Origin of the sequence: Streptomyces sp. NBC_00425 (assembly GCF_036030735.1) — a bacterium.
In the GTDB taxonomy this organism is placed as follows: Bacteria; Actinomycetota; Actinomycetes; order Streptomycetales; family Streptomycetaceae; genus Streptomyces.
The window spans coordinates 9,469,513-9,495,542 of the sequence record NZ_CP107928.1 but is presented as its reverse complement, the minus strand read 5'-3'; the positions used below and the strand labels follow the sequence as shown (position 1 = coordinate 9,495,542).

General features: G+C 68.6%; 26 protein-coding genes and 5 pseudogenes. 14 read left to right on the top strand and 17 right to left on the bottom strand.

The window, feature by feature from the left end; translation table 11 throughout:
• Nucleotides 1–76 precede the first annotated feature (76 nt).
• The 3 genes from OHS82_RS42015 to OHS82_RS42005 all read left to right on the top strand — a co-directional run bounded on the left by OHS82_RS42015 (nt 77) and on the right by OHS82_RS42005 (nt 1,707).
• Entirely contained in the window at nt 77–283 is a 207-nt protein-coding gene (locus OHS82_RS42015; protein ID WP_328435907.1) for a hypothetical protein, read from the top strand.
• Nucleotides 284–375: 92 nt separating this feature from the next.
• On the top strand, nt 376–1,320 hold the full coding sequence (locus OHS82_RS42010) for a DUF1648 domain-containing protein (protein WP_328435905.1): 945 nt from the start codon (nt 376–378) through the stop codon (nt 1,318–1,320).
• A gap of 6 nt (nt 1,321–1,326) precedes the next feature.
• Complete coding sequence (locus OHS82_RS42005; RefSeq protein ID WP_057577355.1) at nt 1,327–1,707, top strand: GntR family transcriptional regulator; 381 nt, start codon at nt 1,327–1,329, stop codon at nt 1,705–1,707.
• Between the two features lie 263 nt (nt 1,708–1,970).
• On the opposite strand, the gene OHS82_RS42000 is transcribed toward OHS82_RS42005, so the two are convergent.
• From OHS82_RS42000 to OHS82_RS41990, 3 genes are read right to left on the bottom strand one after another with little or no spacing between them, the layout of a single operon-like run.
• Nucleotides 1,971–2,126: a hypothetical protein gene (locus OHS82_RS42000; protein WP_328436174.1), complete on the bottom strand. Its 156-nt coding sequence runs from the start codon at nt 2,124–2,126 to the stop codon at nt 1,971–1,973.
• Between the two features lie 38 nt (nt 2,127–2,164).
• Entirely contained in the window at nt 2,165–2,371 is a 207-nt protein-coding gene (locus tag OHS82_RS41995; protein WP_057577354.1) for a hypothetical protein, read from the bottom strand.
• Nucleotides 2,295–2,687: a hypothetical protein gene (locus OHS82_RS41990; protein WP_328435904.1), complete on the bottom strand. Its 393-nt coding sequence runs from the start codon at nt 2,685–2,687 to the stop codon at nt 2,295–2,297. Before OHS82_RS41990 ends, OHS82_RS41995 begins: the two co-directional genes overlap by 77 nt.
• 105 nt (nt 2,688–2,792) lie before the next feature.
• On the opposite strand from OHS82_RS41990, the pseudogene OHS82_RS43655 reads away from it, so the two are divergent.
• Nucleotides 2,793–2,939: pseudogene (locus tag OHS82_RS43655) on the top strand (IS21-like element helper ATPase IstB); the annotation flags it as partial.
• A 35-nt stretch (nt 2,940–2,974) separates the two neighbouring features.
• Here OHS82_RS43655 and OHS82_RS41985 read toward each other — a convergent pair.
• The 6 genes and pseudogenes from OHS82_RS41985 to OHS82_RS41960 all read right to left on the bottom strand — a co-directional run.
• Nucleotides 2,975–3,753: pseudogene (locus tag OHS82_RS41985) on the bottom strand (class I SAM-dependent methyltransferase).
• Nucleotides 3,754–4,007: 254 nt separating this feature from the next.
• Complete coding sequence (locus OHS82_RS41980) at nt 4,008–4,895, bottom strand: SCO6745 family protein (RefSeq protein ID WP_328435903.1); 888 nt, start codon at nt 4,893–4,895, stop codon at nt 4,008–4,010.
• A 327-nt stretch (nt 4,896–5,222) separates the two neighbouring features.
• Nucleotides 5,223–6,014: a maleylpyruvate isomerase family mycothiol-dependent enzyme gene (locus OHS82_RS41975; protein WP_057577405.1), complete on the bottom strand. Its 792-nt coding sequence runs from the start codon at nt 6,012–6,014 to the stop codon at nt 5,223–5,225.
• Nucleotides 6,015–6,426: 412 nt separating this feature from the next.
• Nucleotides 6,427–6,936: a DUF2690 domain-containing protein gene (locus tag OHS82_RS41970; protein ID WP_157876319.1), complete on the bottom strand. Its 510-nt coding sequence runs from the start codon at nt 6,934–6,936 to the stop codon at nt 6,427–6,429.
• 348 nt (nt 6,937–7,284) lie between these two features.
• Nucleotides 7,285–7,857 carry a hypothetical protein gene (locus OHS82_RS41965; protein WP_063894238.1) on the bottom strand — a complete coding sequence of 191 codons (573 nt, stop codon included), beginning with the start codon at nt 7,855–7,857 and terminating at the stop codon, nt 7,285–7,287.
• A 391-nt stretch (nt 7,858–8,248) separates the two neighbouring features.
• Nucleotides 8,249–8,755 (bottom strand): annotated as a pseudogene (locus OHS82_RS41960) (IS5 family transposase); the annotation flags it as partial.
• Between OHS82_RS41960 and OHS82_RS41955 the strand changes: the two are divergent.
• From OHS82_RS41955 to OHS82_RS41935, 5 genes and pseudogenes are all read left to right on the top strand, one after another.
• Nucleotides 8,737–8,898: pseudogene (locus OHS82_RS41955) on the top strand (cupin domain-containing protein); the annotation flags it as partial. The pseudogenes OHS82_RS41960 and OHS82_RS41955 sit on opposite strands and share 19 nt — an antisense overlap.
• Before the next feature lie 351 nt (nt 8,899–9,249).
• Complete coding sequence (locus tag OHS82_RS41950; protein ID WP_328435902.1) at nt 9,250–10,074, top strand: M20/M25/M40 family metallo-hydrolase; 825 nt, start codon at nt 9,250–9,252, stop codon at nt 10,072–10,074.
• 61 nt (nt 10,075–10,135) lie between these two features.
• Nucleotides 10,136–11,611, top strand: a complete 1,476-nt coding sequence (locus OHS82_RS41945; RefSeq protein WP_328435901.1) for a M1 family metallopeptidase — start codon at nt 10,136–10,138, stop codon at nt 11,609–11,611.
• Nucleotides 11,612–11,619: 8 nt separating this feature from the next.
• Entirely contained in the window at nt 11,620–12,705 is a 1,086-nt protein-coding gene (locus OHS82_RS41940) for an alpha/beta hydrolase (RefSeq protein WP_328435900.1), read from the top strand.
• Nucleotides 12,706–13,518: 813 nt separating this feature from the next.
• A complete protein-coding gene (locus tag OHS82_RS41935; protein ID WP_328435899.1) occupies nt 13,519–14,472 on the top strand; it encodes a helix-turn-helix transcriptional regulator in 954 nt (317 codons plus the stop codon).
• Between the two features lie 471 nt (nt 14,473–14,943).
• Here the strand turns inward: OHS82_RS41935 and OHS82_RS41930 are convergent, their stop codons facing one another.
• Together OHS82_RS41930 and OHS82_RS41925 are read right to left on the bottom strand one after the other, a co-directional pair.
• Complete coding sequence (locus OHS82_RS41930; RefSeq protein WP_057577404.1) at nt 14,944–15,528, bottom strand: GNAT family N-acetyltransferase; 585 nt, start codon at nt 15,526–15,528, stop codon at nt 14,944–14,946.
• Nucleotides 15,529–16,152: pseudogene (locus OHS82_RS41925) on the bottom strand (TIGR03086 family metal-binding protein); the annotation flags it as partial.
• A 53-nt stretch (nt 16,153–16,205) separates the two neighbouring features.
• Between OHS82_RS41925 and OHS82_RS41920 the strand changes: the two are divergent.
• Nucleotides 16,206–16,649 carry a MarR family winged helix-turn-helix transcriptional regulator gene (locus tag OHS82_RS41920; RefSeq protein WP_328435898.1) on the top strand — a complete coding sequence of 148 codons (444 nt, stop codon included), beginning with the start codon at nt 16,206–16,208 and terminating at the stop codon, nt 16,647–16,649.
• Here OHS82_RS41920 and OHS82_RS41915 read toward each other — a convergent pair.
• Both OHS82_RS41915 and OHS82_RS41910 read right to left on the bottom strand, forming a co-directional pair.
• The gene (locus OHS82_RS41915; RefSeq protein WP_328435897.1) at nt 16,606–17,439 is read right to left on the bottom strand and encodes an RNA-guided endonuclease InsQ/TnpB family protein; all 834 of its coding nucleotides are present in this window, start codon (nt 17,437–17,439) and stop codon (nt 16,606–16,608) included. The two genes, OHS82_RS41920 and OHS82_RS41915, sit on opposite strands and share 44 nt — an antisense overlap.
• Before the next feature lie 177 nt (nt 17,440–17,616).
• Entirely contained in the window at nt 17,617–18,519 is a 903-nt protein-coding gene (locus OHS82_RS41910) for a trypsin-like serine peptidase (RefSeq protein ID WP_328435896.1), read from the bottom strand.
• A 215-nt stretch (nt 18,520–18,734) separates the two neighbouring features.
• On the opposite strand from OHS82_RS41910, the gene OHS82_RS41905 reads away from it, so the two are divergent.
• Together OHS82_RS41905 and OHS82_RS41900 are read left to right on the top strand one after the other, a co-directional pair.
• On the top strand, nt 18,735–19,397 hold the full coding sequence (locus OHS82_RS41905) for a hypothetical protein (protein ID WP_057577343.1): 663 nt from the start codon (nt 18,735–18,737) through the stop codon (nt 19,395–19,397).
• 289 nt (nt 19,398–19,686) lie between these two features.
• Nucleotides 19,687–20,118 carry a cupin domain-containing protein gene (locus OHS82_RS41900; protein ID WP_328435895.1) on the top strand — a complete coding sequence of 144 codons (432 nt, stop codon included), beginning with the start codon at nt 19,687–19,689 and terminating at the stop codon, nt 20,116–20,118.
• A gap of 115 nt (nt 20,119–20,233) precedes the next feature.
• On the opposite strand, the gene OHS82_RS41895 is transcribed toward OHS82_RS41900, so the two are convergent.
• Nucleotides 20,234–21,187, bottom strand: a complete 954-nt coding sequence (locus OHS82_RS41895; RefSeq protein WP_057577342.1) for an NAD-dependent epimerase/dehydratase family protein — start codon at nt 21,185–21,187, stop codon at nt 20,234–20,236.
• A 143-nt stretch (nt 21,188–21,330) separates the two neighbouring features.
• On the opposite strand from OHS82_RS41895, the gene OHS82_RS41890 reads away from it, so the two are divergent.
• Nucleotides 21,331–22,059, top strand: a complete 729-nt coding sequence (locus OHS82_RS41890; RefSeq protein ID WP_057577341.1) for a TetR/AcrR family transcriptional regulator — start codon at nt 21,331–21,333, stop codon at nt 22,057–22,059.
• Nucleotides 22,060–22,445: 386 nt separating this feature from the next.
• Here OHS82_RS41890 and OHS82_RS41885 read toward each other — a convergent pair whose 3' ends face one another.
• Both OHS82_RS41885 and OHS82_RS41880 read right to left on the bottom strand, forming a co-directional pair.
• Nucleotides 22,446–24,170 carry an acyl-CoA dehydrogenase family protein gene (locus OHS82_RS41885; RefSeq protein WP_057577340.1) on the bottom strand — a complete coding sequence of 575 codons (1,725 nt, stop codon included), beginning with the start codon at nt 24,168–24,170 and terminating at the stop codon, nt 22,446–22,448.
• A 70-nt stretch (nt 24,171–24,240) separates the two neighbouring features.
• Nucleotides 24,241–24,795 (bottom strand): PadR family transcriptional regulator, encoded by a 555-nt coding sequence (locus OHS82_RS41880; RefSeq protein WP_057577401.1) that lies wholly within the window; start codon nt 24,793–24,795, stop codon nt 24,241–24,243.
• A 174-nt stretch (nt 24,796–24,969) separates the two neighbouring features.
• Between OHS82_RS41880 and OHS82_RS41875 the strand changes: the two genes are divergently transcribed.
• Nucleotides 24,970–25,320 (top strand): hypothetical protein, encoded by a 351-nt coding sequence (locus OHS82_RS41875; protein ID WP_328435894.1) that lies wholly within the window; start codon nt 24,970–24,972, stop codon nt 25,318–25,320.
• A gap of 61 nt (nt 25,321–25,381) precedes the next feature.
• Here the strand turns inward: OHS82_RS41875 and OHS82_RS41870 are convergent, their stop codons facing one another.
• Nucleotides 25,382–25,642: a hypothetical protein gene (locus OHS82_RS41870; protein WP_242433074.1), complete on the bottom strand. Its 261-nt coding sequence runs from the start codon at nt 25,640–25,642 to the stop codon at nt 25,382–25,384.
• Nucleotides 25,643–26,030 lie beyond the last annotated feature (388 nt).

Below are 26,030 nucleotides of genomic sequence, written 5' to 3'. Positions count from 1 at the left end.
GGCCCTGCACTCCCGAAGCGACAGGGGCGGCGCACCCCGTCACTCGGTCTGTCCGGTGGGCCGAAGGTCGACACACATGGCGGACCCGGCGGTGCGCACCGCGATGACCTTCAGCCGTCACGTCACTCACGAGACCCGGGACCGGCTGCTCGCACTGGTCGAAGCCGAGAAGGCCGCCGGTAGCGTCGACGCCTGGGTCGCCCTCGACTGGTCCTTCAGGGAGCCGGAGCCGGCTGCTGTGTTTGTGGCACGGCCCAACCCTGTCCGTCTACCTGTCGCTTGACGCAGCTTCAGGAGAGGGTCTTGAAGGCGGGCGACGCTGAAGTAGGCTGAGATTGTTCTACTTCAATGAGAACAATGTTCCGAGGGAGAGTCATGACCGTCCTTCGCAGGTGCGCCCTGACGGCCGTTCCGTTCGGCGTCGCTACCGCCGCCTACGTCGGTGTCTTCCTGGCGAGCTACGACCGGCTGCCCGGACGGATCGCCACCCACTTCTCGGGGGATGGTGAGGCTGACGGCTTCACGAGTCGGACCGCCGCGCTATGGATCGGCAGTGGCCTGCTCGTTGGTCTCGGACTGCTTTTCACAGTGCTGGCCCTGGTCTCCAAGGAGAGCCCTGGGGGGAGGTTGACCGCCGCGGTCGGTGCCGGCACAGCTGTCACGCTCGGCTACCCGCTAGTCCTCACCGTCCTTTTCAACACGGACGTCCAGGATCCGGCCCAAGTACAACTGCCGATGTGGCACATGGCCGTACTACTGCTGGCGGGCGTGGCCACCGGCACGCTGGTCTGGTGGCTGACGAGTGGCGTCCCGGGCTCCGCGCCCGCGAGGCTATCCCCTGCGCTAGTGCTGACCGAGGGCGAAACCGCGGCCTGGAGCCGCACCGTAACCTCCCGCGCACTCCTGATCCCGGCCGGCGTCGTCGCCCTCAGCGGGCTGTTCGCCGTGACGTTCGGCCTGTGGCAGGTAGGACTGCTGCCGCTCCTCCTCGGCCTCACGTGCGCACCCTTCGCCGGTGTCCGGGTAACCGTCGACCGGCGCGGAGTTTCTGTTGCCTCGACGGTCCTGCCCAGGCCCCGGCTGGCCCTGCCGCTCCGCAGCATCGTCAGCGCAAGCAGCGTCCAGATCAATGCCATGGGAGACTTCGGCGGCTGGGGCTATCGGATACGACCGAACCGGCGGGGCGTGGTCCTGCGATCGGGGGAGGCGCTCTCGGTCCGCACGGCGGAGGGACGCGAATACGTGGTCACCGTCGACGACTCGACTACCGCGGCCGCGCTGCTCAACGGCCTGGTCGATCGCCACGCGGCGGGAGCGTGACGAGGAATGCTGTTTCGGGTGCTTTCGAGTTCTCCCGTGCCGCTGGGTGAGCAGATCGCTGCCTGTGTACGAGGGGCGATCGCCAACGGCACCGCAGCCCCGGGTGAGCGACTGCCGCCTGCCCGCGAGGTCGCCGAGTCGTTGGGCGTCAACGTGCACACGGTTCTGCGCGGTTACCAGCGACTGCGTGACGAGGGCCTGATCGAGCTGCGCCGTGGCCGGGGCGCGGTGATCACCGCGGCGTCCGGCGTCGCAGACAAGGCACGGCTCACCGAGGCCGTGCGCGGCCTCATCACCCAGGCGCGAGAGTTCGGTCTCACGGACCAGGAACTCCTGTCCATGGTGCACGACTGCATGTCCAGCGCAACCGTCACCGCGTCACCCTGAACACCTCGGGCTCGGGGGTTCTGCCTCTCCCTGGGCAAGGTGAGGGGTCGGGGCCGCGGTGGGAGGGACGGGCTCCCCCAAGACATTTTCTCGAGACAGGACGTGGTCCTGCTCCTCACTTCCCCCGTCGGAGAGCCACCAGCATGCAACCAGGGTGGCGCCTTGGGCTGAATGCGTCCTACGGCCGTCGAGAGGCGGGGTTCCGGTCAGGCGAGAACGATCTCCTCCGCCGCCACCCGTTGAGTGCATGCCGCTCGGTCCGCTCAGTCCTTGAAGCCGCGGCGGAGGTCACTGACGGCCGTGCCGAACTCGCGTTTCAGTGCCCTGCCAAGGTGCTTGGGGTCACGTATTCCCCATCGCGCTGCGATGACGGCTGTCGAGATGTCCGCGGCGGCCGGTTCGAGGAGGCCTCGGCGGATCCGAAGCAGGCGTTCATGTCGGACCCAGGCGGCGAAGGTCAGGTCGCCACTTTGAAGAGCGCATGGAGATGGCGGACGGAGATGTGGTGCCTGCGGGCCACGTGTTCCGCACCGAGACGGGGATCGTGCAGGTGCGCTAGCACATAGGCACGAACACGGTCGCCCAGATCACTGCCGACGGGGGCCCGCTCGGGGGTGGTGTCGGCGAAAGCGGCGAGCAGGAGTGCGGTGAGCGCGTCGCCCACGTGCGTCCGTGCCGGACTGTGCCGGACTGTGATCAGCGAGCTCTTCGGTGGCGGATGACAGCGCGTGGCCGACGAGTCTGCCGATCCCGATCCGGGCGCTGAGGGGGATTGCCGTGCGCCGGCTTACGGAGTTGATACGTCTCCCGAGACTCGCCCTGGGAACGCAGAGCACAGTCATGTGGGTGTGATCAACACCGATGAGCCGGTAGGGCCGGGTGTTGTCACAGGCGAACAGTTCACCGGGTCTGACCGTCGTTGTCCGGTCATCCTGGGTAGCCGGAGGCGCGTCCTCTCCGGCCCGCCGGCGCGCTACCACTGGACGGCCCTCGTCGGCATGATTTCCACGGTTCGAAGGTCGAGGGGACGCAGGTAGCACCTGGAGCAGTCGGCCTATGCGGCTGTGGCAGCCCCGGATGGCTGAACCACGACCTTCACTACCCCCTCACACCACTGCGCGGTCATCGTCGACCGCCTCGCCTTCAACGGCGCTGTCATGGAGTCCGAGACCGACTCCTACCGCCTCGCCACCACCCAGAAAGGTGCTGAGGCACCCGCCAAGGCCGGCTGACAGCTGCCCCTCCCCCGCCGAGACGCGGGAGTCACCTACGCCCCGGCACGGGCCACGAGCAGTGGCTGGAAGAAGCCCGTTGCCTGCGGCGTCCGCCACTCGAGGTCGACGAACCCGACCTCGGCGGCGAGACCGGCCAGCCGGTCCCCTCCGAGTGCCCAGTAGGTAGTACGGCGGGCCTGGACCCGCCATTCTCCGCCTGCCGGGAGGAGTTGGAAGTGCTCCAGGTCGTAGTGCTCGCCGTCGTCGTGCCAGTGCCAGAGCTGGAAGGTGACGGTGCATTCCTCGCCGTCGGCACGGTCGACGTTCCCGTGGACCTGTGGAGGCGTGTCGAAGACGGGCGGTCGCGCAGCAGGTCGTCGTAGGGGCGCGTGCTGACCAGCAGCAGGCCGTCGGGACGCAGCACTCGGCGCATCTCGGCCAGGGCGGCGTGCACATCCTGCTCGGTGAGCAGGTGAGGCAGTGAGTTGTCGGCGCTGACGACCGTGTCGAACCGGCCATCCGGAAACGGGAGGCGTCGCATGTCGGCGGCGGCCGTGCGCAGGCTCAGGTTCCGGCGGGCGGCCTCACGGGCAGCGCGGGCGGCGGCGCGGCGGCTGACGTCGGTCCCGGTGACCCGATGCCCACGCAGCGCCAGACCGATGGCCTGCGTGCCGATGCCACAGGAACAGTCGAGGACCGTCGCGCGATCCTGGCCGATCAAGGCGTCAAGGACGCGACCCTGCCGACGAACGCTCGCGTCCCAGTCTGCATAGATCAGGTGGTAGTCATCAGCCAGTTCGTCATAGAAGTGCGCCACCGATGCCTCGAGCATGGCGCGAGATTACCGTGCCTGGTCCCTTGGATGCGCCGGTCATCCCGGTCATCGTCGTGGTCGGCGCGAACGCCCTCACTCACGGCAGTATCGCCATTTCCCGTGCACTTCTGCGGATCCGTCGATCGCCAAATGCCGGTGAAATTGGTTCTGGGACAGACCTTGGGGAGCGTGACGACGTCGTTCGATCGAAGGGGTTCGTCGCGAACCGAGGTTCAGCGCCCCCGAGCCGTTCCCGACCTCGACACCCTCGCTCATACGCTCCGTGCGCTCAGGCGACCGACCGCCCACGGCAGGAGCTCCTTCGCCAACGCAAGGCTGAACGGCCTTACCAGCGAGCACAGTTCGTCGCAGGCCGTGGAACCGAGCGTGAGATACGGGAGGGCGGCCAGCCTGTCGGTGGTGTGCTCGATCTCCGCCCTGCGCCGCGCCCCCTCCTCGGTCAGGACCAGGTCCGGTCCGTCGTCGAGCCATCCACGCTCACGTAGGCCCTGGACGGCCTGGTCCCACTGGTGCGGTGTCCATGCTCGCGAGTCGCGAAGGACCCCGGCATCGACGTCGCCTGCGGCGGCATGCGTGACGAGAGCTTCGATCCCGCTCAGTCCGGCGGTCAGCAGTGCCCCCACATGGCCGTCGCCTCGGAACTCCCTCAGCAGAGTCTGCGCATGCCAGAGCACGAGGTGGGGCGCGCTCGGCCACGGCAGTGCGGCGTGCGCGGCAAAAAGAGGTCGGCCCTGTGGGTGATCAGCAGTCACTTCAGCTGCGGTACGGGCCAATTCCGCGGCGCGGGCCATCGCCGGCGAGGAGACGTCCGCGCCGAGGATGCGCCGGAGCGTGGCATCGATTCCTGCGAGCCGAGCAGCGGCGAACTGCTGCGGCGTAGCGACCTCCCATGCCGCGGGTACGGCCCGGCGCACCAGTTGTGGATTGAAGTTGTAGAACGTGGCGATGACCAAATCCGCCGAAGCCGCGCCGAGCGCGGCCGAACGGGACGCGAAGTACCCTGTCCTGGCGTCCACGCCCAACTCGCCATACCGGCCTGCGGCTTCGGGAGAGAAGTAGACAGCTCCATGGTAGGGCTCGAGGGTTCTCCAGGTCTCGCGCGCGAAGGCGAGGCTGTCGCGGTTCACGTTCTGCGTCATGATCGGCTCTCCGTCCCGTGGCGGATGAAACATTCGTATTCATCGAGCACATGACGGCGTACAAGACATCGCCAGACGTACCGCCTGGTCGGTACGCTACCGGAGAGCGGATCCGGCGACTACTGTCTTTCAGCCAGTTCTCCGCGCCGGACCACGATGACCACGCCTCCCATGCGCCTGCGAGACGGGCCCTGGGAGTGACGCACCGCACGGTCGATGCGAGCGTCATCCACAAGGCTCGTAGGCCGCCCGGTACTTGGGCACTCTCGCCATGCAGGCGTGGGAGATCCGCTGCAGGCAGCCTATGGAGCAGGACGTCAACCAGTCCTAGAACGCGGAGTTGGCGAACCAGTGAATCAGCAGGTCGTTGTCTCCGTCACGTGTGAAGACCGCCGCATCGTGGTGCAGTCGGCCGTAGACAAGCAGCAACAGGTCGGCCGCGGTTCCATGAACGGTTGCGTCGGCGGTTTCGGCAGCACCGGGATTGGCGTCGAGCCCGAAACCTTCGGACCGCAGGCGGACCACCCAGTTTCCCTCACCGTCGGTCGCGTGAAAGCGGATGGCCTTGTCGGGACCGCGTAGCTCGGCGACTCGGGGCGCGAAGAAGGTGGCGAAGGGCAGATTGACGAGGAACTCGTCGACCCCGTCCACCGCCAACGGGCGGTCCACGGTGGGTCGGCGACCCAGGGCCAGTTCGGCGTCGACCCGATGCAACAGAGTCTCGAAGAGCATCCGGCGTGCCCAGAAGCGGGCGTGCTGATCGACGCCCCAGGCCCACATGGGCAGGTCCGGCTCGGTGGCCGCGAAGGCCTCCGCGGCCACGGTCGCACTTTCGGTCAGCCACTCTGCGTACTCTTCCTGCCGTTCCGGGAGCCGCAGGTCCACCTCCCGCTTGCGCGGGGGCTCCTGGATGCGCGCGTGCAGAAGACTCGAGAACCAACGCTGGACGCTACCGGTGTGCTTGACCAGGTCTGCCAGTGTCCAACCTGGGCAGCTCGGCACGGCTGTCGTCAGGTCGGCGTCCTTGAGGGCTGCGACGAGTCGGGCGGTCTCCACCGCGATCTCGGCGCGGTGGTCGACCGGACCATGTCCGTGTGCGGGGCGGTCCAACGAGTTCATCGTGGGAGCCTTTCTGTGGGTGTGCTTGGGGAGCGGCGTGGCGGCCGCCGGCCGCCGGCAGAACTTGTCGCGCCGCAGACAGTCAGCGGCGGAGTGCTGGCTGCCTTCGGCCTCACGCACCTCCGATGGTCGCACCGCACACGCACCCCACCCGCACGGGACCCCTCCCCGTCCAGCTCATCACACGCGACCGTCCCCGAGCAGGCTGCCCGCCTGTGGACACTCTCGGTCGAGCTCACGGGCGTAGACGCATCCAGGGGCAGTGTAGGCCGGGTCCGCAAAGTCGGTTTGCGGGCTGGGGCTGAGCCGACGGACAAGTCCATTCAGGGTCAGACCCCAGCCATTGAAACCTTCTGTGAGCGTTCCTTGGTCTGCCAGGACGAGCTTTTGTGGTTCGTGGCTCTGCCCCGGCTCAGCCGCAGATCTGGCGTCCCCATTCCCCGTACGGGTAGGCCGTTCCGGAGCCGGTGTCGGCGTTGCCGGTCCCGCAGGAGCGGGTGTTGGGGGTGTAGACCATCAGGCTCCACTGATAGGGCTCGCCCGCGGCCACGCTGCCGCGGCCCACGGTCAGGGCCGGGCCGTCCGCCCCCGCGGGGCGGGTGATCTCCGCAAGGTTGCGGCAAGGCTCACCGCTACAACTGGTCCGGTTGGAGTGAACGCGGATCCATTGGGTCATGCAGGTGTTGCTGTAGCGCATCTCGATGGTGCCGGCCTGACTGGTCGTGTTGGGCAGATAGAGAGGCGCGGAGGCAAGAGTCTTGGCATTCGAGGAGCAGCCCGTGGCGGCCGGGTCCGCGCCGTCATAAGGGTTGGCGGCATGGGCAGCGGAGGCACCCTGCCACGTGAGAACCGTCGTGCAGACGGCTACGGCGAACACCATCGCCAGCGTTTTGCGGCGGCCGCCGCTGTTCACTGCAAGCATTCGTGTATCCCATTCTGATCGTCGTGTTCCTGCACATGTACTTACAGCCCTGGAATTACTGCGGACTTGAGCACAGGGAGACATCCGGCAACCGGGGGCAAATACGTCCACCAGTCGGCACGTCGTGGCCAGGTGCGTCGGCCGTGGTGCAGGTCTCCCGCTTGTCGGACACGTGCAACCGGGTGTTCTGCGACCCGCCAGGTGGGGCCTGGCGGGCCTGCTGCTTTTAGAGCCGCGCTTCCTGCCGGGCCCCTTCGCACTGGTGGATCGCAGTGTTCGCAGTGCTCTGCCACCCGCGATAGTCGGGATCCGCGTCCATCAGCCCCCGATTGGTAGCGTCCCAAACTGCTATCGGCAGTTCGTGATGGAGTTCACGGGATTCCAGTCAACGTGGTATCCCTGCATAGAGTACGCCGCAGGCATATCCCACCAGCTCAAATTCCTGAAGTAGAGCCTCGGAACGGTACCGGCGGTCTGGTTATTCATCCAGGAACCCTCGGAGACCCAGGGGATGAAGTAGTTATCGCAGTCATACATGCCGATAGAGTCACCCCCACCCCACTGGAACCTGTAGGCACAGAACCACCCGTAGGGCACTGGAGACCATGATGAAAAGTCCTTACACACGGTCGCCTGAGGAACGGCTTGACTGGGTTGCACGAGCTGTCGGGGCCGCGCTTCCCCGGGAACGGTCACGTTCAGGACTGCCCCCTTCATGCTGATCTGGTTCGGCGAGACCTGCTTGCCCCTCCCCTGCAGCCTGGCCAGGTAGTCGTCGACCTTGGCCTGCAGTGCCGCGGCCTTCTCGGCCGACACCCCCGCTGCTCGCGCCTGTGCCACAAATCCTGCGTCGGTCGAGGACGCGACCGCCGCTCCCTGCCCGGCTGCCCCTAAAAGGATCCCCATGACCAGAGCAGTCATGAACCACCTGATGCTCACTCGCAACTTCAATCCCCCTGTTTCTGACGTGCTGCCGTTGCCGCGCCCTCGCAAGTGCTGCATGCCTTCGCCGGGTTTGGCCGTACTCGCCGATCGAGTGCAGCATATGAGTGGCGGACGACCGCTCGCTATCCGTTCTCCGCCGGCAGATCCGCGCGTATCGGATTGCCGGGACGGTGCGGATCGGTCAAGGACCGGAGGACAAGTTCCAGCAGAAAAGGGATCCCGATCTCGAGGCCCTTTACTGAAACAGTCCAGGGCGCACCTCAAAATGAGAGCGCGATCATCAAAGGGAAGCAGAAGAAGCTCCCCAAGCAGCTCGAAACCCCTCCTCGGCAGGCCATCTGGCGCAACCTGACAACGGCTGACTCAATGAGCCGAGTTGTCGGTAAGTGATGAGGCAGCGGGCGAGTTTGAGGAACGCTTCGTGGATGCCGGCTCGCCGTTCCCATCGGATGCGCAGACGTCGGAAGCCGTGCAGCCACGCAAGACTTCGCTCGACCACCCAGCGGTAGGTGCCCAGTCCGGTGCCGTGCAGGGTGCCGCGGCGGGGCGATCACGGGCACGATGCCGCGGGCGCGGACCTGATCGCGGTAGATGTCGTGGTCGTAGCCGCGGTCGGCACATAGCGAGTCCCGCTTGCGGCGGGGCCGGCCGATCCTGCCGCGGACCGGCGGGATCGCGTCGAGCAGGGGCAGGAGTTGGGTGACGTCGTTGCGGTTGCCGCCGGTCAGCAGGACGGCGAGCGGGGTGCCGTGTCCGTCGGTGATCAGGTGGTGCTTCGAGCCGGCCCGGCCTCGGTCGACTGGCGAGGGGCCCGTGTGGATCCCCCTTTCAGCGCTCTGCCGTGGGAGGAGTCGACCACGCAGCGGGACCAGTCCCCGCAGGCTGCTGGACGGGCTGCCCGTCGCGCTGCACGTCGTATCCGGCGGCGGGCCCGACGCCGTACTCGACCACCTCGCCGCCGAGGTCGCCACCGACACCCCGGGCAAGCAGGTGGTCCTCGACCGGCTGCTGGACTGGAGGCCGCCGCGCGAGCGTCCTAGACCGTCGGCCTCGGGGGCGAAGCCGCCGGGCGGTTCCTCCTGCGGTGCGGCCGGATACGTCTCCTGACACTTTGCCATCTCTTTACAACACGGTGCGCGGCAACCCCGTCTCTCCATCCGGAGTCCAGGGCATCACAACCGCCTTGTTCGTGGTCTCCCGCGCCCGGGCACCCGGGCGCACCCGCCATCAACCCCCTCGGAGGGGCGCGCACCGATGCACCCGATCAGCACGCCAGGTCGCCGTACAGCCGGCCCCCGCACGCCCCGGCCCCGCGCATCCTCCCGCCTCCGCCGCGCGACCGCGGTCCTCGGCCTGTCTGCCGCCGTCGTGGCCGGCGCCCCCGCCGCCATGGCCGAACCCCGTACGGACGTCACCCCGCCCGTCGTCACCGCCGACCAGGTCATGCCGCACCTGGGCGCCTTGCAGCGGATCGCTGACCGCAACGGCGGCAACCGCGCCCACGGCACCCAGGGTTACCGCGACTCGGTCGCCTATGTGAAAGCCGCGCTGGACAGGGCCGGTTTCCGTACCAGCCTGCACCGCTTCACGCACAACGGCGCCACCGGCTACAACCTCATCGCGGACTGGCCCGGCGGCGACCCCGAACACATCGTGTTCACCGGGGCGCACCTCGACAGCGTGGAGACCGGCCCCGGCATCAACGACAACGGCTCCGGCTCCGCCGCCCTGCTCGCTACCGCCCTTGAGGTGTCCGAATCCGGCCTCAAGCCCAACAGTCATCTGCGTTTCGCCTGGTGGGGCGCTGAGGAGGCCGGAACGGTGGGATCCAGTGCCTATGTGCGGGAGTTGCCCGCCGCCGAACGCGACCGGATCGACGTCTACCTGAACGTCGACATGGCCGGCACCAAGAACAACCGGCCCTGGCTCGTCGTCCAGGACGACCCTGCAGCGGCCGAGGCCTTCAAGGCGTACTTCGCGGCCCGAAATCTGCGCACGGTGAAGATCGGCATCGGCGGCAGCGACCATGTCTCGTTCGGTGACGCGGGCATCCCGGTGGGCGGCTTCGCCACAGGGCTCGACGACTGCACTCACGAGGCGTGCGACCGCGTCGAGAACGCGGACCCGGTGACCGAGACGACCAGCACCAACGCGTTCATCAGCACGGTCTGGCAGCTCGCCGCGCGCCCCTGACCCAGTCCCGGCCTCTCGACACCTCCCCTGAACGCCCTGAACGCCTTGAAGGAGCTGACGCATGCCTGCCCGCTTGAAATATGGCCGCCGCACCACCCTGGCCACGGCCCTGGCCACCGGAATCGTGCTCACCGCCCTGCCCGCCTCCGCTGCTCCCGGCGACTCCGGCGTCGGTGACCCGTACTTCCCCGACGACGGCAACTCCGGCTACGACGTGTCCGAGTACGACGTCCGCGTGAACTACGACCCGGCCCGCCCCCGCCATCTGGAGGGCGACACCACGGTGCAGGCCGTCGCGACACAGGACCTGGACCGCTTTCACCTCGACCTGGAAGGCTTCCAGGTCACCTCCGTCACCGTGGACGGCACACCCGCCCGCGTGGTCTCCCGCGAGGGCGCGCACGAGCTCGTCATCACCCCCGCCCGACCGATGGCGAAGAACACGCGCTTCTCCGTACGCGTCCGCTACTCCGGCGAACCGGTCGGCGAAGGCTGGCACACCCTCGCCGACGGCGGCGCGAACGTGTCGGGCGAGCCGCACGCCGCCACGGCCTGGTACCCGGCCAACGACCACCCCTCGGACAAGGCGACCTTCCGGCTCACGGCCACGGTCCCCACCGGCTGGACGGTGGTCGGCAACGGGCAGCCCGGCGACACGACCACCCAGCAGGGCACGAGCACGTTCCGCTGGTACGAGGACCGGCCGATGGCCACATTCCTCAGCACCATCGCCATCGACAAGTTCACGATGCGCACCTCGAAGCTCTCCGACGGCACCCCCGTCATCAACGCCTACAGCCCCGGGTCCCGCATCGAGCGGGATAAGGAGGCGCAGCTGCCGGAGATCATCGACTTCCTGGCTTCGAAGTTCGGCCCGTACCCCTTCTCCTCGGCCGGGGCGATCGTCATCACCGGCAACGAAGACGACAACGGCCCACTCGCCCTGGAGACACAGAGCCGCCCGACGTACCACGGGGGGTTCTTCGACGTCTCCATGGTCCACGAGAACACCCACGCGTGGTTCGGCAACAGCATCTCCATCTCCGACTGGCGCGACGGCTGCCTGGCCGAGTGCTTCGCCCAGTACGCCGTCCAGCTGTGGTACGAGAAGGACGGAGACAATCTGGACGAGACCTTCTACCGCGGCATGGTGGAGGAGAGCACGGCGGACCCCGAGTTCTGGACGACGAAGCTGTACGACCCCGGCCAGGGCCGTGAACTGGACAGCGCCCTGTACTTCAAGGGGTCCATGATGCTGCACGCCCTGCGCCGTACGGTCGGCGACGCGGCGTTCTTCGGCACCCTCAAGCGCTGGCAGCGCGACCACCGCTACGGCAACGCGTCCTGGCCGCAGTTCGAGGCGCTCATCGAGAAGGTCTCCGGCAAGGACCTCACCGGCTTCTTCAGCTCATGGGTGCATGGCACCACCGTTCCGGAGAAGAAATACCTCTTCCCGGGATCCCTCGGGTCGCTCGACCCGGCAGCCGGACACGCCGGCGCAACGGCCACGGCGCGCACTACGTCGAGCGGGTCGTGAGATCACCCATGAGAATCACGACCCGTCTGGCCGCCGCGCTGCTACTCGTCTCCGCCCTGCTGTCGGTGGGCGTACAAGTGCCCGCCACGGCGCAGGACAGTGGCGGCTCGGTCGCGCTCGCCGAGTACGACCTGGGTGACACGGCGTTCACCGACTCCGAGTCCGGCACGGTCAGCGAGGTGCGCGCGAGGGTGCACTATCCGCGGCACCTCCCCGGCCGGCTCCCCCTGATCGTCATGGCACACGGCTCCTGGTGGGCCTGTGACTCCCAGGACGCCGTTTACTGGCCCTGCACGGAGGGCTCGCGCCCGTTCCCGAGTTACCGCGGCTACGACTCTCTGGGCTCCGCGCTGGCCGCCCGCGGTTTCGTCGCAGTGTCGATCAGCGTGGACGCCATCAACCAGACGTCCTTCGACTACGGCGACCGTGCCCGGCTGGTCAACGAACACCTGCGGCTGTGGCAGCAGTTGGCCGCGGGCAAGGGCGGCCCGCTGGCAGGACACTTCGTCGATCCGTCCGGGCGGCCGGTCGCACCGGACTTCACGGGCCATGTCGACATGACCCGCGTCGGTACCCTGGGACACTCACGTGGCGGTAAAGGCGTGATGTGGCAGGCATCGGACAAGCACCGGCGCGAATGGCCGGCCGGTGTGCGCGTCCGTGCGGTCCTGGGGCTCGCTCCCGTCAAGTTCGACGACCCGCAGGGCGACCACAGCGACACGCTCATCACCAAGCTGCCGTTCGCGGTGGTCACCGGCTCCTGTGACGGCGCCGTCCGCGAGGGTGGCCAGGAGTACCTGGACGACGTCACCGGGCTGAACACCACGACGGACTACTCGATTTCGCTGAAGGGCGCGAACCACAACTACTACAACACGACATGGACGCCGCCGTACCTGTTCGGTGAGGACGACAGCACCTGCCCTGCCCAGGAACTGTCCCCCTCCCGGCAGCAGGACGCACTGACCGCCTACGCGACCGCGTTCTTCCGTTATGAACTCCAGGGCGACCGGGACGGGTTGCCGGTACTGAGCGGCGAACGGGCCCTGCCGGGCGTGACCGCGACGACGCGGGTGGTGCCGGCTCGTCGGTAATGCCCCGGGCAAGCCGGACAGGACGCACCGCCGACCGGTCATCGCTCACCACCGGTCGGCGGTTGCACCGGCGATCCGGTCTCCGGCTGCTCGGCTCCGGCCACACCGGTGCCAACGCCGTCGTCACCGCGCGGAAACCGACTCCCTAGTGCCTGCAGGACGGCACAGACGCGGACACGGCAGCAGACGCTTCCTTGCCTTCGGCCTCCACCGCGACGGTGCTCTCCTCGGCAGACGCGGCCAGGGCATCGACGAGCCGGCACCACCCGCGTCGTCGCCACCGCGCACCCCTCGACGATCTAGCGGAAACAGAACGTCGAGACCATCCCTCAATCCGACCGAAACCATTCCTGACCAGCAGGAACTCAAAGCTCATGCCCGGTTCGACAACGGCTTCTCAGCGCACTGACGGGACAGCCTTTAGGCGCGGGCCCCTGTGCATCGCCGGCACCCAGAACGTCGTCGCCGCACTCCGGACCAACCCCCGCCACCCGAAACGTCCGCTCGCCCTACTCGGCCCTTCGCGATCACGAACGGGGTCGGGGCCAGCAGCGCGGCCACGACGGCGGCCCGGACGCGGGCATGGGCGAGCGGGTACGCGACAGCGGGACCTTCAGGAAGGCCGGGAACGGGGTGGGTGCGTCTGCCTGCAGAGTCGCAGAACGCCAGGTCAGCCGCCGTGTTGGCGTGTGACGGCGACTGGTGAGGAACGGTCATGGTTCCGTCACATTCGCCGCGCGGAGCGGTCATGGACCGCTGTGAAGCTCCTGTGTGTCCCCGCGACCGGTCCGGGGAGAAGGGGAGGTTCAGACCGTGTCAGCACTGCCCGTTCCGCCCAGCCACGATTGCCGAGCACGGGGCCAGGGCCCGGTCCTGCGAACCATCTCCGCAGAGACCTACCACGCCTTCCTCGCGCCCCCCGACGGCGCCGCGTTCGGCACCGCGTTCGGCGCCGGATTCCTGCAATGCCCGTCCTGGGCCGACGCGAAAGAGGGCTGGCACGCCCAACTGCTGGGCTGGGGGCCGGATCCGGAGGCAGGCGAGCTGACGGGCGTGGTCCTGGTGCTGCTGTGGCAGGTCCCCGGCAACAGCAAGTACTTCGCCTACCTCCTCCCCGAAGGACCCGTCACCGGCTGGACCGCCCCCGATGTCGACGGCCGGCTCGGTCTGCTGCTCGAACACCTGCGCCGCGCGAGCGCCCTTGCCTGCGCGGTGGTGGACAGCGCTGTAAGCACGCAGACCGGCGAACCACCCGCCGCCGCGCTGCGTTTCGCCCCCGCCCTCGCAGACGGCGACCCGGTGATGGCCGCGTGGCTGGGGACCGCGCGTACCCCCGCGCAGTGCGAACAGAACTTTGTGCACAGCCTGGCGGATCTCCATTCGCAGGACCACTCTGCCGCGCTGCCCGCGCACGCCCGACCTGAGCTGTCGAGTGCCGTACGACGGGCCATGGAGTATTGCGAGGAACACGCGGCTGAGCTCGTGTCGGTAGCGGACATGGCTGCGGCAGCGCGGGTCAGCCCCCGTACCCTCCAGGATCGTTTTCGGACCGACCTCGGGACCACCCCTGCGGCCCACCTTCGGCGCGTACGGCTGGACCGGGCACACCAGGACCTGCTGCGCATCGCGGACGGTTCCGCGTCCGGGACGGTAACCGACGTCGCGGCGCGCTGGGGCTTCACTCACCTGGGCCGGTTCGCCGCGTACTACCGCGAGGCGTACGGACAGGTGCCGTCCCGCACCGCAGAAAGGCGCCAGATGTTTTGACCGTCAGGGTTGTTCACACGGCTGATCGGCAGCCGACCTCCGAGGGCCATGTGGCACCGAAGGCATTTGTAGCCGTGAAGGAAGTCGTCCAGGGCGGTCGTGCGTACAGCTTCGAGATGTCGCCGACGGGCACGTCTCGGGAGGTGAACACGTCGGTCCGCCGGGCACACTCGAGGGTTATGTCGCCTTTCGGCAGCCAGTGAGAGGTGGCACAGCTCGGAGTCAGGCTGACTGACCGCCTTCGGGCTCCGCCGGTAGCTCGTCGGCGGGAAGGGCACCGGTAACACCGTCGCCGGCCCCAGCTCCATCAGATGCCACTCCGCCCAGAAATCGGAGGCATGGATGCTGATCGCGTCGCTCGTACGCTTCCGGCCGACAGGTGCCCGCCGGACGTCGAACCGATCCTGCGTCGGCACGCCCTCACTCCGCAACGGCATCCCGACCATTTGGTCCCGTCCACGAGTGCCGCCGTCATGCCAGTTCGTGAGGCAGGGCCGCATAGACGTACTCGCTGCCCCAGCCCGTCCGGTCGAGGTCGTTCTCGACAAGGTGTGCTTCGCGACGCATACCCAGGCGTTCGCACAGCCTGACGGAAGCGCTGTTTCGCGTGTCGAGGCGGGCAAAGAGACGGTGCGCGCCGAGCGGGCCGAAGGCTGCCGCCGCCGCTGCTCCGGCCGCCTCGGTGGCATAGCCCTGGCCGGCATGGTCCGGGTGGACGATCCAGCCGATCTCCACCTGGCGGGCATGCGCATCGGCGAGTTTGAGGACGATCTCTCCGATGACCTGCCGCGTGCTGCTGCGGCAGACGGCCAGCGTCAGGTTGTCGCCATCGTGTGCCCAAGGGGGAGCCGTCGAGATCTTGGCGATGACATCCGCGCATTCCTGGCGAGTGCGCGGTGGTCGATACAAGTATCGCGCAACCTCGGAAAGGCCTTGGTAGGCGTACATGGCGTCGATGTCATCGGAGGCGAACAGTCTCAGATGGAGACGGTCGGTACGGAGCGGCCGGAAGGCGCCTGTCGAACCGTTCGGCCACGCGGGGGACCGTCCGAGCAGGGCGACTATCTCGTTCAGCGGCGTCTCGCGGGAGTCTGAGATACCTGGAGCGAAGGCGGCGCCGGAGGCAGTGCGGGTGGAACCGTCGGGGACTGCCCGGGCTACGGCCGAAGCGGCGGCGAGCAGTGGAGAGCTGAAGTCCACCGCGACGTCCAGGCTCCTGGCCACGTCCCACGTGTGCACTACGTAGTCGACGAGATGGAATCCGACGGCCCGGGTTCCTGGGAACGGCCGCTCGCCGTCGATCTCGGGCAGCAGGAAGGACCGCTCGAGGACGTTCTCCTCGGCGAAGGCCGCCAGGACGTGTTCGGCCGAACGCCGGTAGACGCCGACAGGATCGGATTCGCCGGGCCGCGGCCGCCACGGCCCAAGGCTGCTCCCCCCTCGTGCCGCAGCCGCGAAGCCGTCGTGCTGGGCAGTCATATGGGCCAGAAGTTCACGTAACGTCCAGGCGGCACAAGGCGTCGAACGGCCCAGATCCTCTGCGGTCACCAGCGACACCACCTCCATGCTCGTGCGCACAGCCTCGGCATCCAATGCGAGCAGTTCCCTGCCTGTCGGCCATGACGAAGGACCGCGCCTCGTGGACTCGGCAGACCCAACGCCTTCCCCATTGATATGCATGCGCCTATGATCTGCTTCCGTTTACTATCTGTCAACGGACATACGATGTCGCCATGACCTTCAACGACAGGAGTCGCGACCTCGCTGCGATGCTCCAGCCCCTGCTCGACTCGTTGATCGAGGTGGAACTGCCGGTCCTTGCCGAGCACGGCCTTTCGATGTGGGGATACGCCGTACTCGGCGCCCTCGCCGACGGCCCGGTACGGACGCAGGCGGCACTGTCCGAAGCTATCGGTGCGGACAAGACGCGCATCATCACCACCTTGGACAAACTCCAGGCGGCCGGGCTCATCTCCCGCTTGCCTGACCCGGCCGATCGCCGGGTCCGACTCCTGTCCATCACGGAGGAGGGCCGTGCAGTTCAGCACTCGGTGCGCGCCGCCATCCGCGTCGGTGAGGACCGCATCCTCGCCATACTCCCGCCGGCCGACCGTCGCAGCTTCCTCAGAGCACTCAACGCCTTGACCGAGACAGCGAATGCCCAGCGCCGCGGATGAGACGTGGGGAGCCGGGACCCTTTCGCGCCCCTGACGCCCGCTGGGGTTCCTGCTTCACCGACGATCGCCCCGTCCGGGAGGACTCCCGTTGAGGTCTCACACCGTCTCCCCAGGCAGACGCCGCCAGCCCGGCGGCCAGAATGTTGCGTGCCGCGTTCACGTCGCGGTCGTGCACGGCGCCGCAGTGCTCGCACGTCCACGCGCGGACGTTCAGCGGCAGTCTCGCCGCGACCGTGCCGCAGGCCCCGCACAGCTTCGAGCTGGGGAACCACCGGTCGATCACGACAAGCTCGCGCCCGTACCAGGCGCAGCCGTGCGGGAGCGGACGCGACCAGCGGATGTCCAACGGCTCGGCCATCTTCGCCAGCGTGAGTTGCCCGTCACGGAACTTGAAGGCGGAGCGGGTGTACTCGGCGGACGCGCGGGACTTCTTCCGCGACTTGAAGCGCGGGTACTTGGCACGCTTGGCGAAGAAGTGGGCGAACGCCGTCTGAAGATGTCGCAGCGCCTGCTGGAGCGGCACGGAGGACACCTCCGTCAGAAAGGCGAGTTCCCCGGTCTTCTTCCACTCCGTGAGCGCCGCGGAGGACTGCACGTAGGAGACACGGCGCTGCTCGCTGTACCACGCGCGAGTGCGTTCCTCCAGCGCCTTGTTGTAGACGAGCCGGACGCAGCCGAACGTGCGCGACAGCTCGGCCGCCTGCTCGGCCGCCGGCGTCGGCGTGGTTCGAAGCCCGGCGCGGCGTAACCGCCGGCGTCCTCCTGACGCGGCTTGGCCCGATGCCGGCACGCCGATGAAGACTGGTGAGCTAGAGCGGAACCGCACCAAGAACCAGGTGCGGACGCCTTTCGGCTACCGGGTCCAGGTGAGGCCGGAAGCGGACACGACCCGCCACCGGCCCATCTGCCACATCCTTGACTCCACCAGTAGGTTTCCAGGTGGCCCCCGGGTCCAGGGACGGACCGCTCAGCCTCGCTGGGCGGCGTCGTAGACGGCCCGCGCGGTCTTGTCGAACGTCGGCCCGTACATCGGGGTGCCGCCGCCGTGGCCCTCGCCGTGGCTGTTGACCGACACCACCGTGCCCTTGCCGGTGGCGGAGTTGAAGCCGGCGAGCCAGGGACCGCCGCTCGCGCCGCCGCCGAGGTCGCACGGGACGCGGTGCTCGCCCCCGGGGGCGAGCTGAGAGGTACCGGCGCAGTACAGCAGTTCTTCGCCCCGCTGGGGAGTGGTCGCCGGATAGCCGAAGGCGGTGACCCGCTCACCGGCCGAACGGCCGAAGGCGATGTTCTGCGCCCCCACCGCGTCGGTAAGGCGCTTTCCGTACGCCGGGGTGGCGACGACCATCGCCGCTACGTCATTGACGGTGTCCTCGGCCCAGGAGCGCGGTGTCATGGTCGCCTTGACGGCATAACGGCCGTACGGCATCTTCCCCTTGGCGTAGCCGGGGACGAAGACGATGTCGCTGTAGGTGTTGACCGGCGAGGAGCCGAGGCGTGCGCAGTGGGCGGCGGTCATGATCACTGAGCGGTTGCCGCTGGTGACGGCGCTGGCGGTGCACCAGGTGTCCTGCCCGCTCGAGTCGACGAAGAAGAGCCGGCCGATGCTGGGGATGCCCGTTCCGGTCCAGGGCTTGCTGAGCGGACCGGTCGGCCCCAGGTCGACGGCGCCGCTGACCTGCTTCATGCGCGCGGGCGTCCAGTACGAGAGTGCCTCAGTGAGGTCCGCCGCCGAGTAGGTGACCGTACTGACCTGCCCGGTTGCGGCGGTTGCGGGCAAGGCCGGGGCCGCCAGGGGGCTGGCCAGGGCCAGCAGGGCGGTGGCCAGACCGGCGACGGTGCGGCTGGCGCCTCGGGACGAGCTGGGCGACATGAGTGTCCTCTCGGATGATCGGGATCGGGTCATCACCCGGAAGGATGCGATTCCGGCGAGTGGCGTGCATCCACCGTCTGATCTTGGTTGTCACGGCAGTCTCGGCACCCCGGTCCGTAGGGCCTCGGCACCCGCGTCCGGCCACCCCGAACGGTGTGGGCAATTCCCGGTAGTGCAGCATTTGCTCAGCTATCGCCTGCCCGTGAGGGGACGTCATGCGCTCCATCCGCTGCCTTGCTGCGCCCATGCTGCTCACCTGCCTGTTCCTGGCGAGCTGTTCGCCGCTGGGCGCACCGGACCCGTCCGTGTCTGACGCTTCGACGCCGTCAGCCTCCGCACCGGGCGCCGCCGGCGACGGGCGGTCTATCGCCGTCGGCGCCGGCCCGCAGACGAAGTACACGGTGCAGCAGCAGCCCGCAGCGGGAAGCTGCCACTACCGGTATGAGAAGGGGGAGCCGCTGGAGGACCCGAAGTGCACCCCGGGTGCGATCTCTCCGGCCGTGACGCAGGCGAATCTGAAGTCGACGATCTGTCGCAAGGGCGGCTACACCTCCGGCATCCGGCCCTCCGCCTACGTCACCGGCAAGGAGAAGAAGCTGAACTCGGCCTCCTACGGCTACACGGGTCGTATGGGGGACGCCGAGTACGACCACCTGATCAGCCTGCAGCTCGGCGGCGACCCCAACGACTACCGCAACCTGTGGGTCGAGCCCGCCGACCCCGGCCACCGGGCGGGCTCCGGGGTCAACAACCTGAAGGATCCGGTGGAGACGAAGCTGCATACGGCGGTCTGCTCGGGCAAGATAACCCTCGCACAGGCGCAGCAGGCGATCGTCACCGACTGGACCACCGCCCTGAGCACCCTCCACCTCAGCTGACAGCCCGCAGGCGGCCGGCGGCGAGCGCTCGTCAGGGCTTGTGGTTCGGGTGACGGGTGATCACCTTCGACGGTCTCCGGACGCTCGGCCAGGACGCCGTTCTCGAACTTCGCTCCGGCCTGGCCGTCCGCCGTGCGAGATCCCCCGACCTGGCAGGCATACGCTGACGCGCCCCTTCTTCGACGGAAGTCTCCGCGGACGGCGACGGGGCGACCGCTGCGCGTCCTGTTCCGGAGGGGTTCGGGGATGACGGCGCCGACACCGATCTTTGCGAGCATCATGGGTGCTCATGAATGAGATTTCCGAGCTGGTCGGTCTTCTGGGGCTGGAACCGCACATTGAAGGCGGATGGTTTCGGCAGACGTGGCGAACCGGGCCGACAGCGGTTCCGGACGGGTACGCGGGGCCCCGTCCCTTCGCCACGGGCATCTACTTCCTCCTGCACCCCGGCGAGATCTCCCGTTGGCACCGGGTGCGTTCGGACGAACTGTGGCTGTGGCACCGGGGCGGCCCGCTGACGCTGCGGCTCGGCGGAAACGGAGTCGCTCCGCAGGAGGCGGCCATCACGTCGATCGGGCCGGACGTAGAGCGTGGGCAGCAGCCTCAGCTCCTCGTGCCTGCCGGGGTCTGGCAGACCGCGCAACCAGCAGGTGACCAGCCGGTCCTGGTGTCCTGCATCGTCGCTCCGGGCTTCGAGTACGAGGACTTCGAGATGTTGTGACGCCGCACGAGCTCGGCTTGTCGAAACGCTCATCTCGACGGGAGTGGACGCCGTCCGGCCGTCTGGCCGCCCTCCGCATCTGGACAGGGCGCTGACGGCCGAAGGGAGGCAGAACCTAGCGGTGGGCGGCCGGGGGGCGGTAGGCGTCCGCGGTGGCGCTGAGCACCTCGGTCCAGGGGGTGGGCTTGAGGCCGAAGGTGGCGGTGGCCGCGGCTGAGTCCATCACGAAGGGCTTTTCGAACTGGTAGCTGACCTCGCGCAGAGCGCGCACGGTCGGGTTGAGCAGACCCAGCGCCGCCAGCATGACGGCCGGGATCTCGCCGACCCGGACCGGTGCCACCCCTGCCGCCCGGGCAAGGTCGGCGACGGCTTCGCGCTGGGTGCGGGGCGGGTTGGTGGGGACGTGCCAGGGCCGGCCCCAGGCCCGTTCCTCGCCGCCGACGGTGACCAGCAGGCGGGCGGCGTCCTCGGTGTAGGTCCAGCTGTGGGCGGTGTCCGCGCTGCGCAGCACCTGAACGCCGCGGCCGGCCAGCAGTCGCGGCACCACCCTGGCCCCGAGCGGGCTCTCGGCGTGCGGGCCGATGTAGTCGGAGCTGCGGATCTCGGTGGCCCGGATCCGTCCGGCCCGGTGCAGGGCGAGCGCGTCCTCCCACATGCGGGCACGTACCCCGCCCTTCACCGAGTTGGGGTCGAGCGGGGTGTCCTCGGTCATCGGGGCGGTGACCGCGCCGTAGCCGTAGAGGTTGCCGACCGTGGCCAGGACGGCGCCGGAGCGCTCGGCGGCGGCCAGTAGGGCGGCTGCGAGCGGGGGCCAGTCCGTGGCCCAGCGGTGGTAGGCCGGGTTGGCGCAGTTGTAGAGCACAGCCGCCCCGGCGGCCAGCTCGCCGAGCGCTGCGGCGTCGGTGGCGTCCAGCCGGACGAACCGTACGCCTGGCAGGTCGGCGAGTCCGGCTGTGGCCGGCGCGGAGCCGGAGCGGCTGACCAGGACGACCTCGTCGCCGCGCGCTGCGAGGAGTCGGGCGGCGGCCGAGCCGATGGGTCCCATGCCGACGATCAGGTGCCTGCTCACGGTTTCCTCCGATGCGCCAGAGAACAGTGTTCTCGTTTGGTCGATGTCGAGAGACTGGCGCAGCACCGGGGGCATTGTCAAGAACGGTGTTCTCGTTTGCGTCCGGTGTTCTCGTTTTCCATGTCGCATGACAGGATGGATGCATGTCCACCCCTGAGAAGCCCCGCACCGCACGGGAACGGGCCCGGATCGAGTTCACCGCGGAGATCAAGGCAGTGGCCCGCAAGCAGCTCGCCGAGAGCGGTGCCGCCGCGCTCTCGTTGCGCGCCGTCGCCAGGGAGCTCGGCCTGGCCTCCGCGTCCGCGCTCTACCGCTACTTCCCGAGCCGCGACGCCCTGCTCACCGCGCTCATCCTGGACGGCTACACCTCCCTGAGCGACGCCGCCGAAGCCGCGTACGCCACCCTGGACGTTGCGGACGCCGACCCGGCGGTCGCGCTGGAGCGCTGGGTCGGCGTCTGCCACGCGGTGCGGGACTGGGCTTTGGCGCATCCGCACGAGTACGCGCTGATCTACGGCTCGCCGGTGCCCGGCTACGCCGCCCCCCAGGACACGGTGGCGCAGGCGACCCGGCTCCCCTACCTGATCGGCGCCCTCTTCTCCGACCGGCTCGACCCGGACGGCCCCCGCCCCGCAGACACGTCGCCCGCGATGCCCGACGACGCCCGGCAGTCACTCGAGCCGCTGCTCTCCGCGCTTCCCCCGGACACCCCGGCCGACCTGGTCATGAGCAGCCTGATGGCGTGGACCTACCTCCTCGGCGCCATCTCCTTCGAGCTCTTCGGCCACCGCCGCGACATCCTCGCCGACCCCCGCGCCTTCTTCGACCATGAGGCCCGCCGCTTCGGCGCAGCCCTCGGCCTCACCAACTGAAGAAACGACCGGACGCGGGCCGGGGTGGGCCGAGCGGACTCGGCCCGCTGCTCGCAGGGGCGGCGAGGTCGGCAGCGGCCTGGTGGAGAAGCCGGATGCCGAATCTCCCCAGGAAGACCTGCCGGCGACGGTCGGCGTCGGTGCCGGTCATGCCCCTTCTTGGAGGACGACGGCCAGACTGTCGCTGAGTCACCCGCCGCCGGGCAGGCGGTCGCCTTGGAGGCGAAGCAGCCCGACACCGCACCGGCCGACGGAGTCGAGCGACGAAACGCGAGGGCTCGCCTCAAACGCCCGGCCGACGCATGCCCGGTACCCGCTGCGGCGAAGCGAGTTGCCACCCACGCTCCGCCGCGCTGTCCGCCGCGAGACGGTCCTGGAGTCCGTGGTCAGGGCATCATCTCGTACGTGCCCGACAGAGCCTCGACGCGCTGCCAGACGCGTTCGGAACGCGGCGCGTCGACCACCGGGCGCCTGACCGCGCCCAGCGCCCAGAGCTGCTGCCCCTCGGTCGCGGAGTCCTTGCCGTGCAGCTCCACCGCGTGCGCGGAGAAGTCGCGTACGAGGACGGCGAACAGCTCGTCGAGCACGTCCTCGTCGAGGCCTGTCAGGGCTGCCTGTTCCAGGACCAGCTGCCCGTGGACGACGAGCGCGAACAACTGCCCGACGGCGAGGAGCAGGTCGAGGTCCCGGCTCTGCTCCTCGTCAGGCGCGGCGGTGCGTACGAACTCGCAGAGGGCGTCGGCCTGTTCACGGAATCGGCTCACGTTGGAGAGGTGGGCGTACGTGTCGAAGGCAGGCCGCCAGTCATGGAAGCGGACCGAGCCGAGGCCGCGAGCCGGGCCCTGGCGGAAGAGGAAGTCGTCGTCAACCGCGTCGAGGCGGGTGAGGACGGGCGGGTAGGCGACCGGGTCGAGGAGGTGGTTGCGCATGAACTTCAAGATCAGTGCCAGGTTGACGTGGACGGTGCCCTCGAGCTTCGGCAGGCCACGTATCTCGACGGCGGCCTGGGCGAAGTAGTTGTCCTTCTCGAAGCCCTTGGCGGCGATGACGTCCCACATCAGGTCGATGACCTTCTCGCCCTCGGTGGTCACCTTCATCTTCGTCATCGGATTGAAGAGGAGGTAGCGGCGGTCGTCGGGGCCGGCGGTGCGGAAGTAGTCGACGGCGCGGTCGCTGAACAGTTTCATCCCGACGAGTCGGACGTAGGCGTCGGTCAACTCGCGCCGCACGTGCGGGAATGCGGTGACGGGACGGCCGTACAGGATGCGGTTCTGGGCGTGCGTGACCGCCTCGTACATCGCGTGCTCGCAGATGCCGATCGAAGCGGTGCACAGGTTGAACTTGCCCACGTTGACGGTGTTGAGGGCGGCGTCGAAGGCGGCGCGGCCGGTGTGCAGGACGTCCGCCTCGGCCACGGGGTAGTCCTCGAGGCGGAACTCGCTGACGAACTTCGACGAGTCGACGACGTTCTTGACCAGGTGGTAGGCCGGGTGTCGGCTGTCCGCCGCGAAGAACACATAGCCGTCGGGGCCCTCGACGTCGGTACGGCGGCCGAACACGGAGACGAGTGCGGCGGCGTTGCCGTTGCCGATGTAGTACTTCGACCCGGTGGCCCGGAAACCGCCCGCGCCGTCGGGCTCCAGGAGCATGTCGGTGGAGTAGATGTCGGCGCCGTGAGACTTCTCCGACAGACCGAAGGCGAATACCTCACCCTGGGAGAGGAGTTCCGCGGCGCGGGCACGGGCGGCGGCGTTGTCGCTCTGCCAGACGGGTCCGAGACCGAGAACGGTGACCTGCCAGGCGTACCAGTAGTCCAGGCCGTAGAAGCCCAGGATCTCGTTCAGGGCTGCGATGCGGGCGGTGTCCCAGCGCTTGTCGACCTCTCCCTCCGCGGCGGCGGAGGCGGGGGTGAGGAAGGACGCGAAGAGCCCCTCCTTGGCGGCGAAGGCGAGGAAGTCGCCGAGCCAGGCGCGACTGCGGTAGTCCTCGATCAAACGACTCTTACCGCGCTCCTCGAACCAGTCGACGGTCGCGCGCAGCAACCTGCGGGTCTCCGGGTCGAAGTGCGCGGGGTCGTAGGTGCGCGGGTTGAACAGCAGCGCGTCGGCCATGGATGCCGCCTTTCGGCTGGGAAGAGTGAGGGTGGTCTGCGGGCAGGGAGCCGGAAGGCTGTTCGGCCGGTCAGCGACCGGCAGCGAATCCGGCGAGTGTGACGAGGACGTCGTCGAGCCAGGCGATCATCATGCGCTCGTATGCGATGCCGCCGCGCAACACGACGTGCTGGAGCTCCTGTTCGGCGTCGGGTGCTCCGTCCGTCGTCGGCGGGAAGTCGCGGGCCTGGCCGGCGAGATAGCGGGCGAGACGTTCCTCGTGCGCCTGCCGGTGACGCTCGACCTCGCTGATGAGGGCGGCCGGGGCACCGAAGGCGGCACCGCGGACCTTCACCGCCAGGTCGTGCCGCACGCTCTCCGGTTCGGTGCGTTCCTCCAGCCAGGCGCGGAGCGCGTCCCGGCCCGGGCGGGCGACGGAGTACTCCTTCTTGTCCGGACGCCCCTGCTGCGGGACGTCCCGGACGTCGATCCACCCGTCGCTGCCCATTCGCTTGAGCACGCGGTAGATCTGCTGGTGCGTGGCCGTCCAGAAGTACCCGATGGACCGCTCGAACCGCCGGGCCAGCTCATAACCGGAACCCGGCTTCTCCAGCAGGGAAACGAGGATCGCGTGCTCCAACGCCATGCACACGATGCTGCTGTGCACCTCGTTGCATAGCAATGGCGTCACGATGAGAAAGAGGTCACCCGAGAAGCGTCGCACGGGTCACAGGTCACCGGGCACCGCACCTGGATCCGGAAGTCCAAGAGTGTGACCACCTCGGCCCGACGACGACTGTGCACTCGGTAGGTTGGCCGCATGTCTTCTGCACTCGTTGTCGGATACGACCCGCAAGCGATACCCGGCGTCGACGGAGAGGCCCTTCGCGCGGCGCTCGATGCGGAGTCGGCCCGATTCCGTGAGCACGGCATCGACGCGGCCATGACTCTGATCGTGTTCGACGAATCGGCCGAGTCCACCCTCGTCGCGTCGTTGACCAAGCAGCCGTGGGATGTGGTGGTCGTCGGCGGCGGGATCCGCAAGGCCGAGCCACTGCTTCCGCTCTTCGAACAGATCGTGAACCTGATCCGGCGCCATGCGCCCCAGGCGGCCATCGCGTTCAACACGAGTGGCGGGGACAGCGTCGAGGCGGCACAGCGGTGGCTCTAGTGCTGCTCCGCGGAAGTTCGCGGAGGGGTGTCGGAAGGCAGGTCTGGACACGTCGGATGTGTCAGACGAAGGAGAAGTGCGCGGCGGCTTCGACGGGCGCGGTCGCTTGGCGACGTCCGGGGACATCATGGACCGTGGTTGCGCCCTCATAGCGGAGCTGGTCGGCACCGGCGTTGCGGGTCATGGTGGCGGCGTAGGCACGGACGTCCGCTGCGGTGAGGTCCGTGCGGCCTCGCTCGGTGTACTGCTGGAGAAGGCCGGTGACGTCCGGGTTGAAGCGCAGCACGGTCACCGGGGCGTTGAAGCGCCTGGCGATGGCCATGAGCCGATCACGACCTCAGCCAGACCGTCCTGTCGAGGCCGGTGGGGCGCTTCCTCGTCGCCACCGTCGGCGCCACCTCGAACACCCTCGGCACCCTCGCCCTCCCGGGAGTCGCCGCCGTCGGACGCTCCCTCGCGGACCGACGACGTCGAGCGGACCATGGCCCGGAGCCGGCGTGACGCACGCGCCCGGTGTCGCGCCGGTGCGCCGCATCGCCTCGGTAACTGTGCGGCAGCGGAGGTGAGCGGTCGGCGTCCGGCTCGACGGAACGAGGGCGGAACCCGTGACTGGACGGGCCCAGCAGTGCTAGAAAGGCCGGATGGGAGACCGTTTTGCCAGCGTTCGACGCATATCACGGATTTGGTCACCGGCACGGAAGGGCACGCGG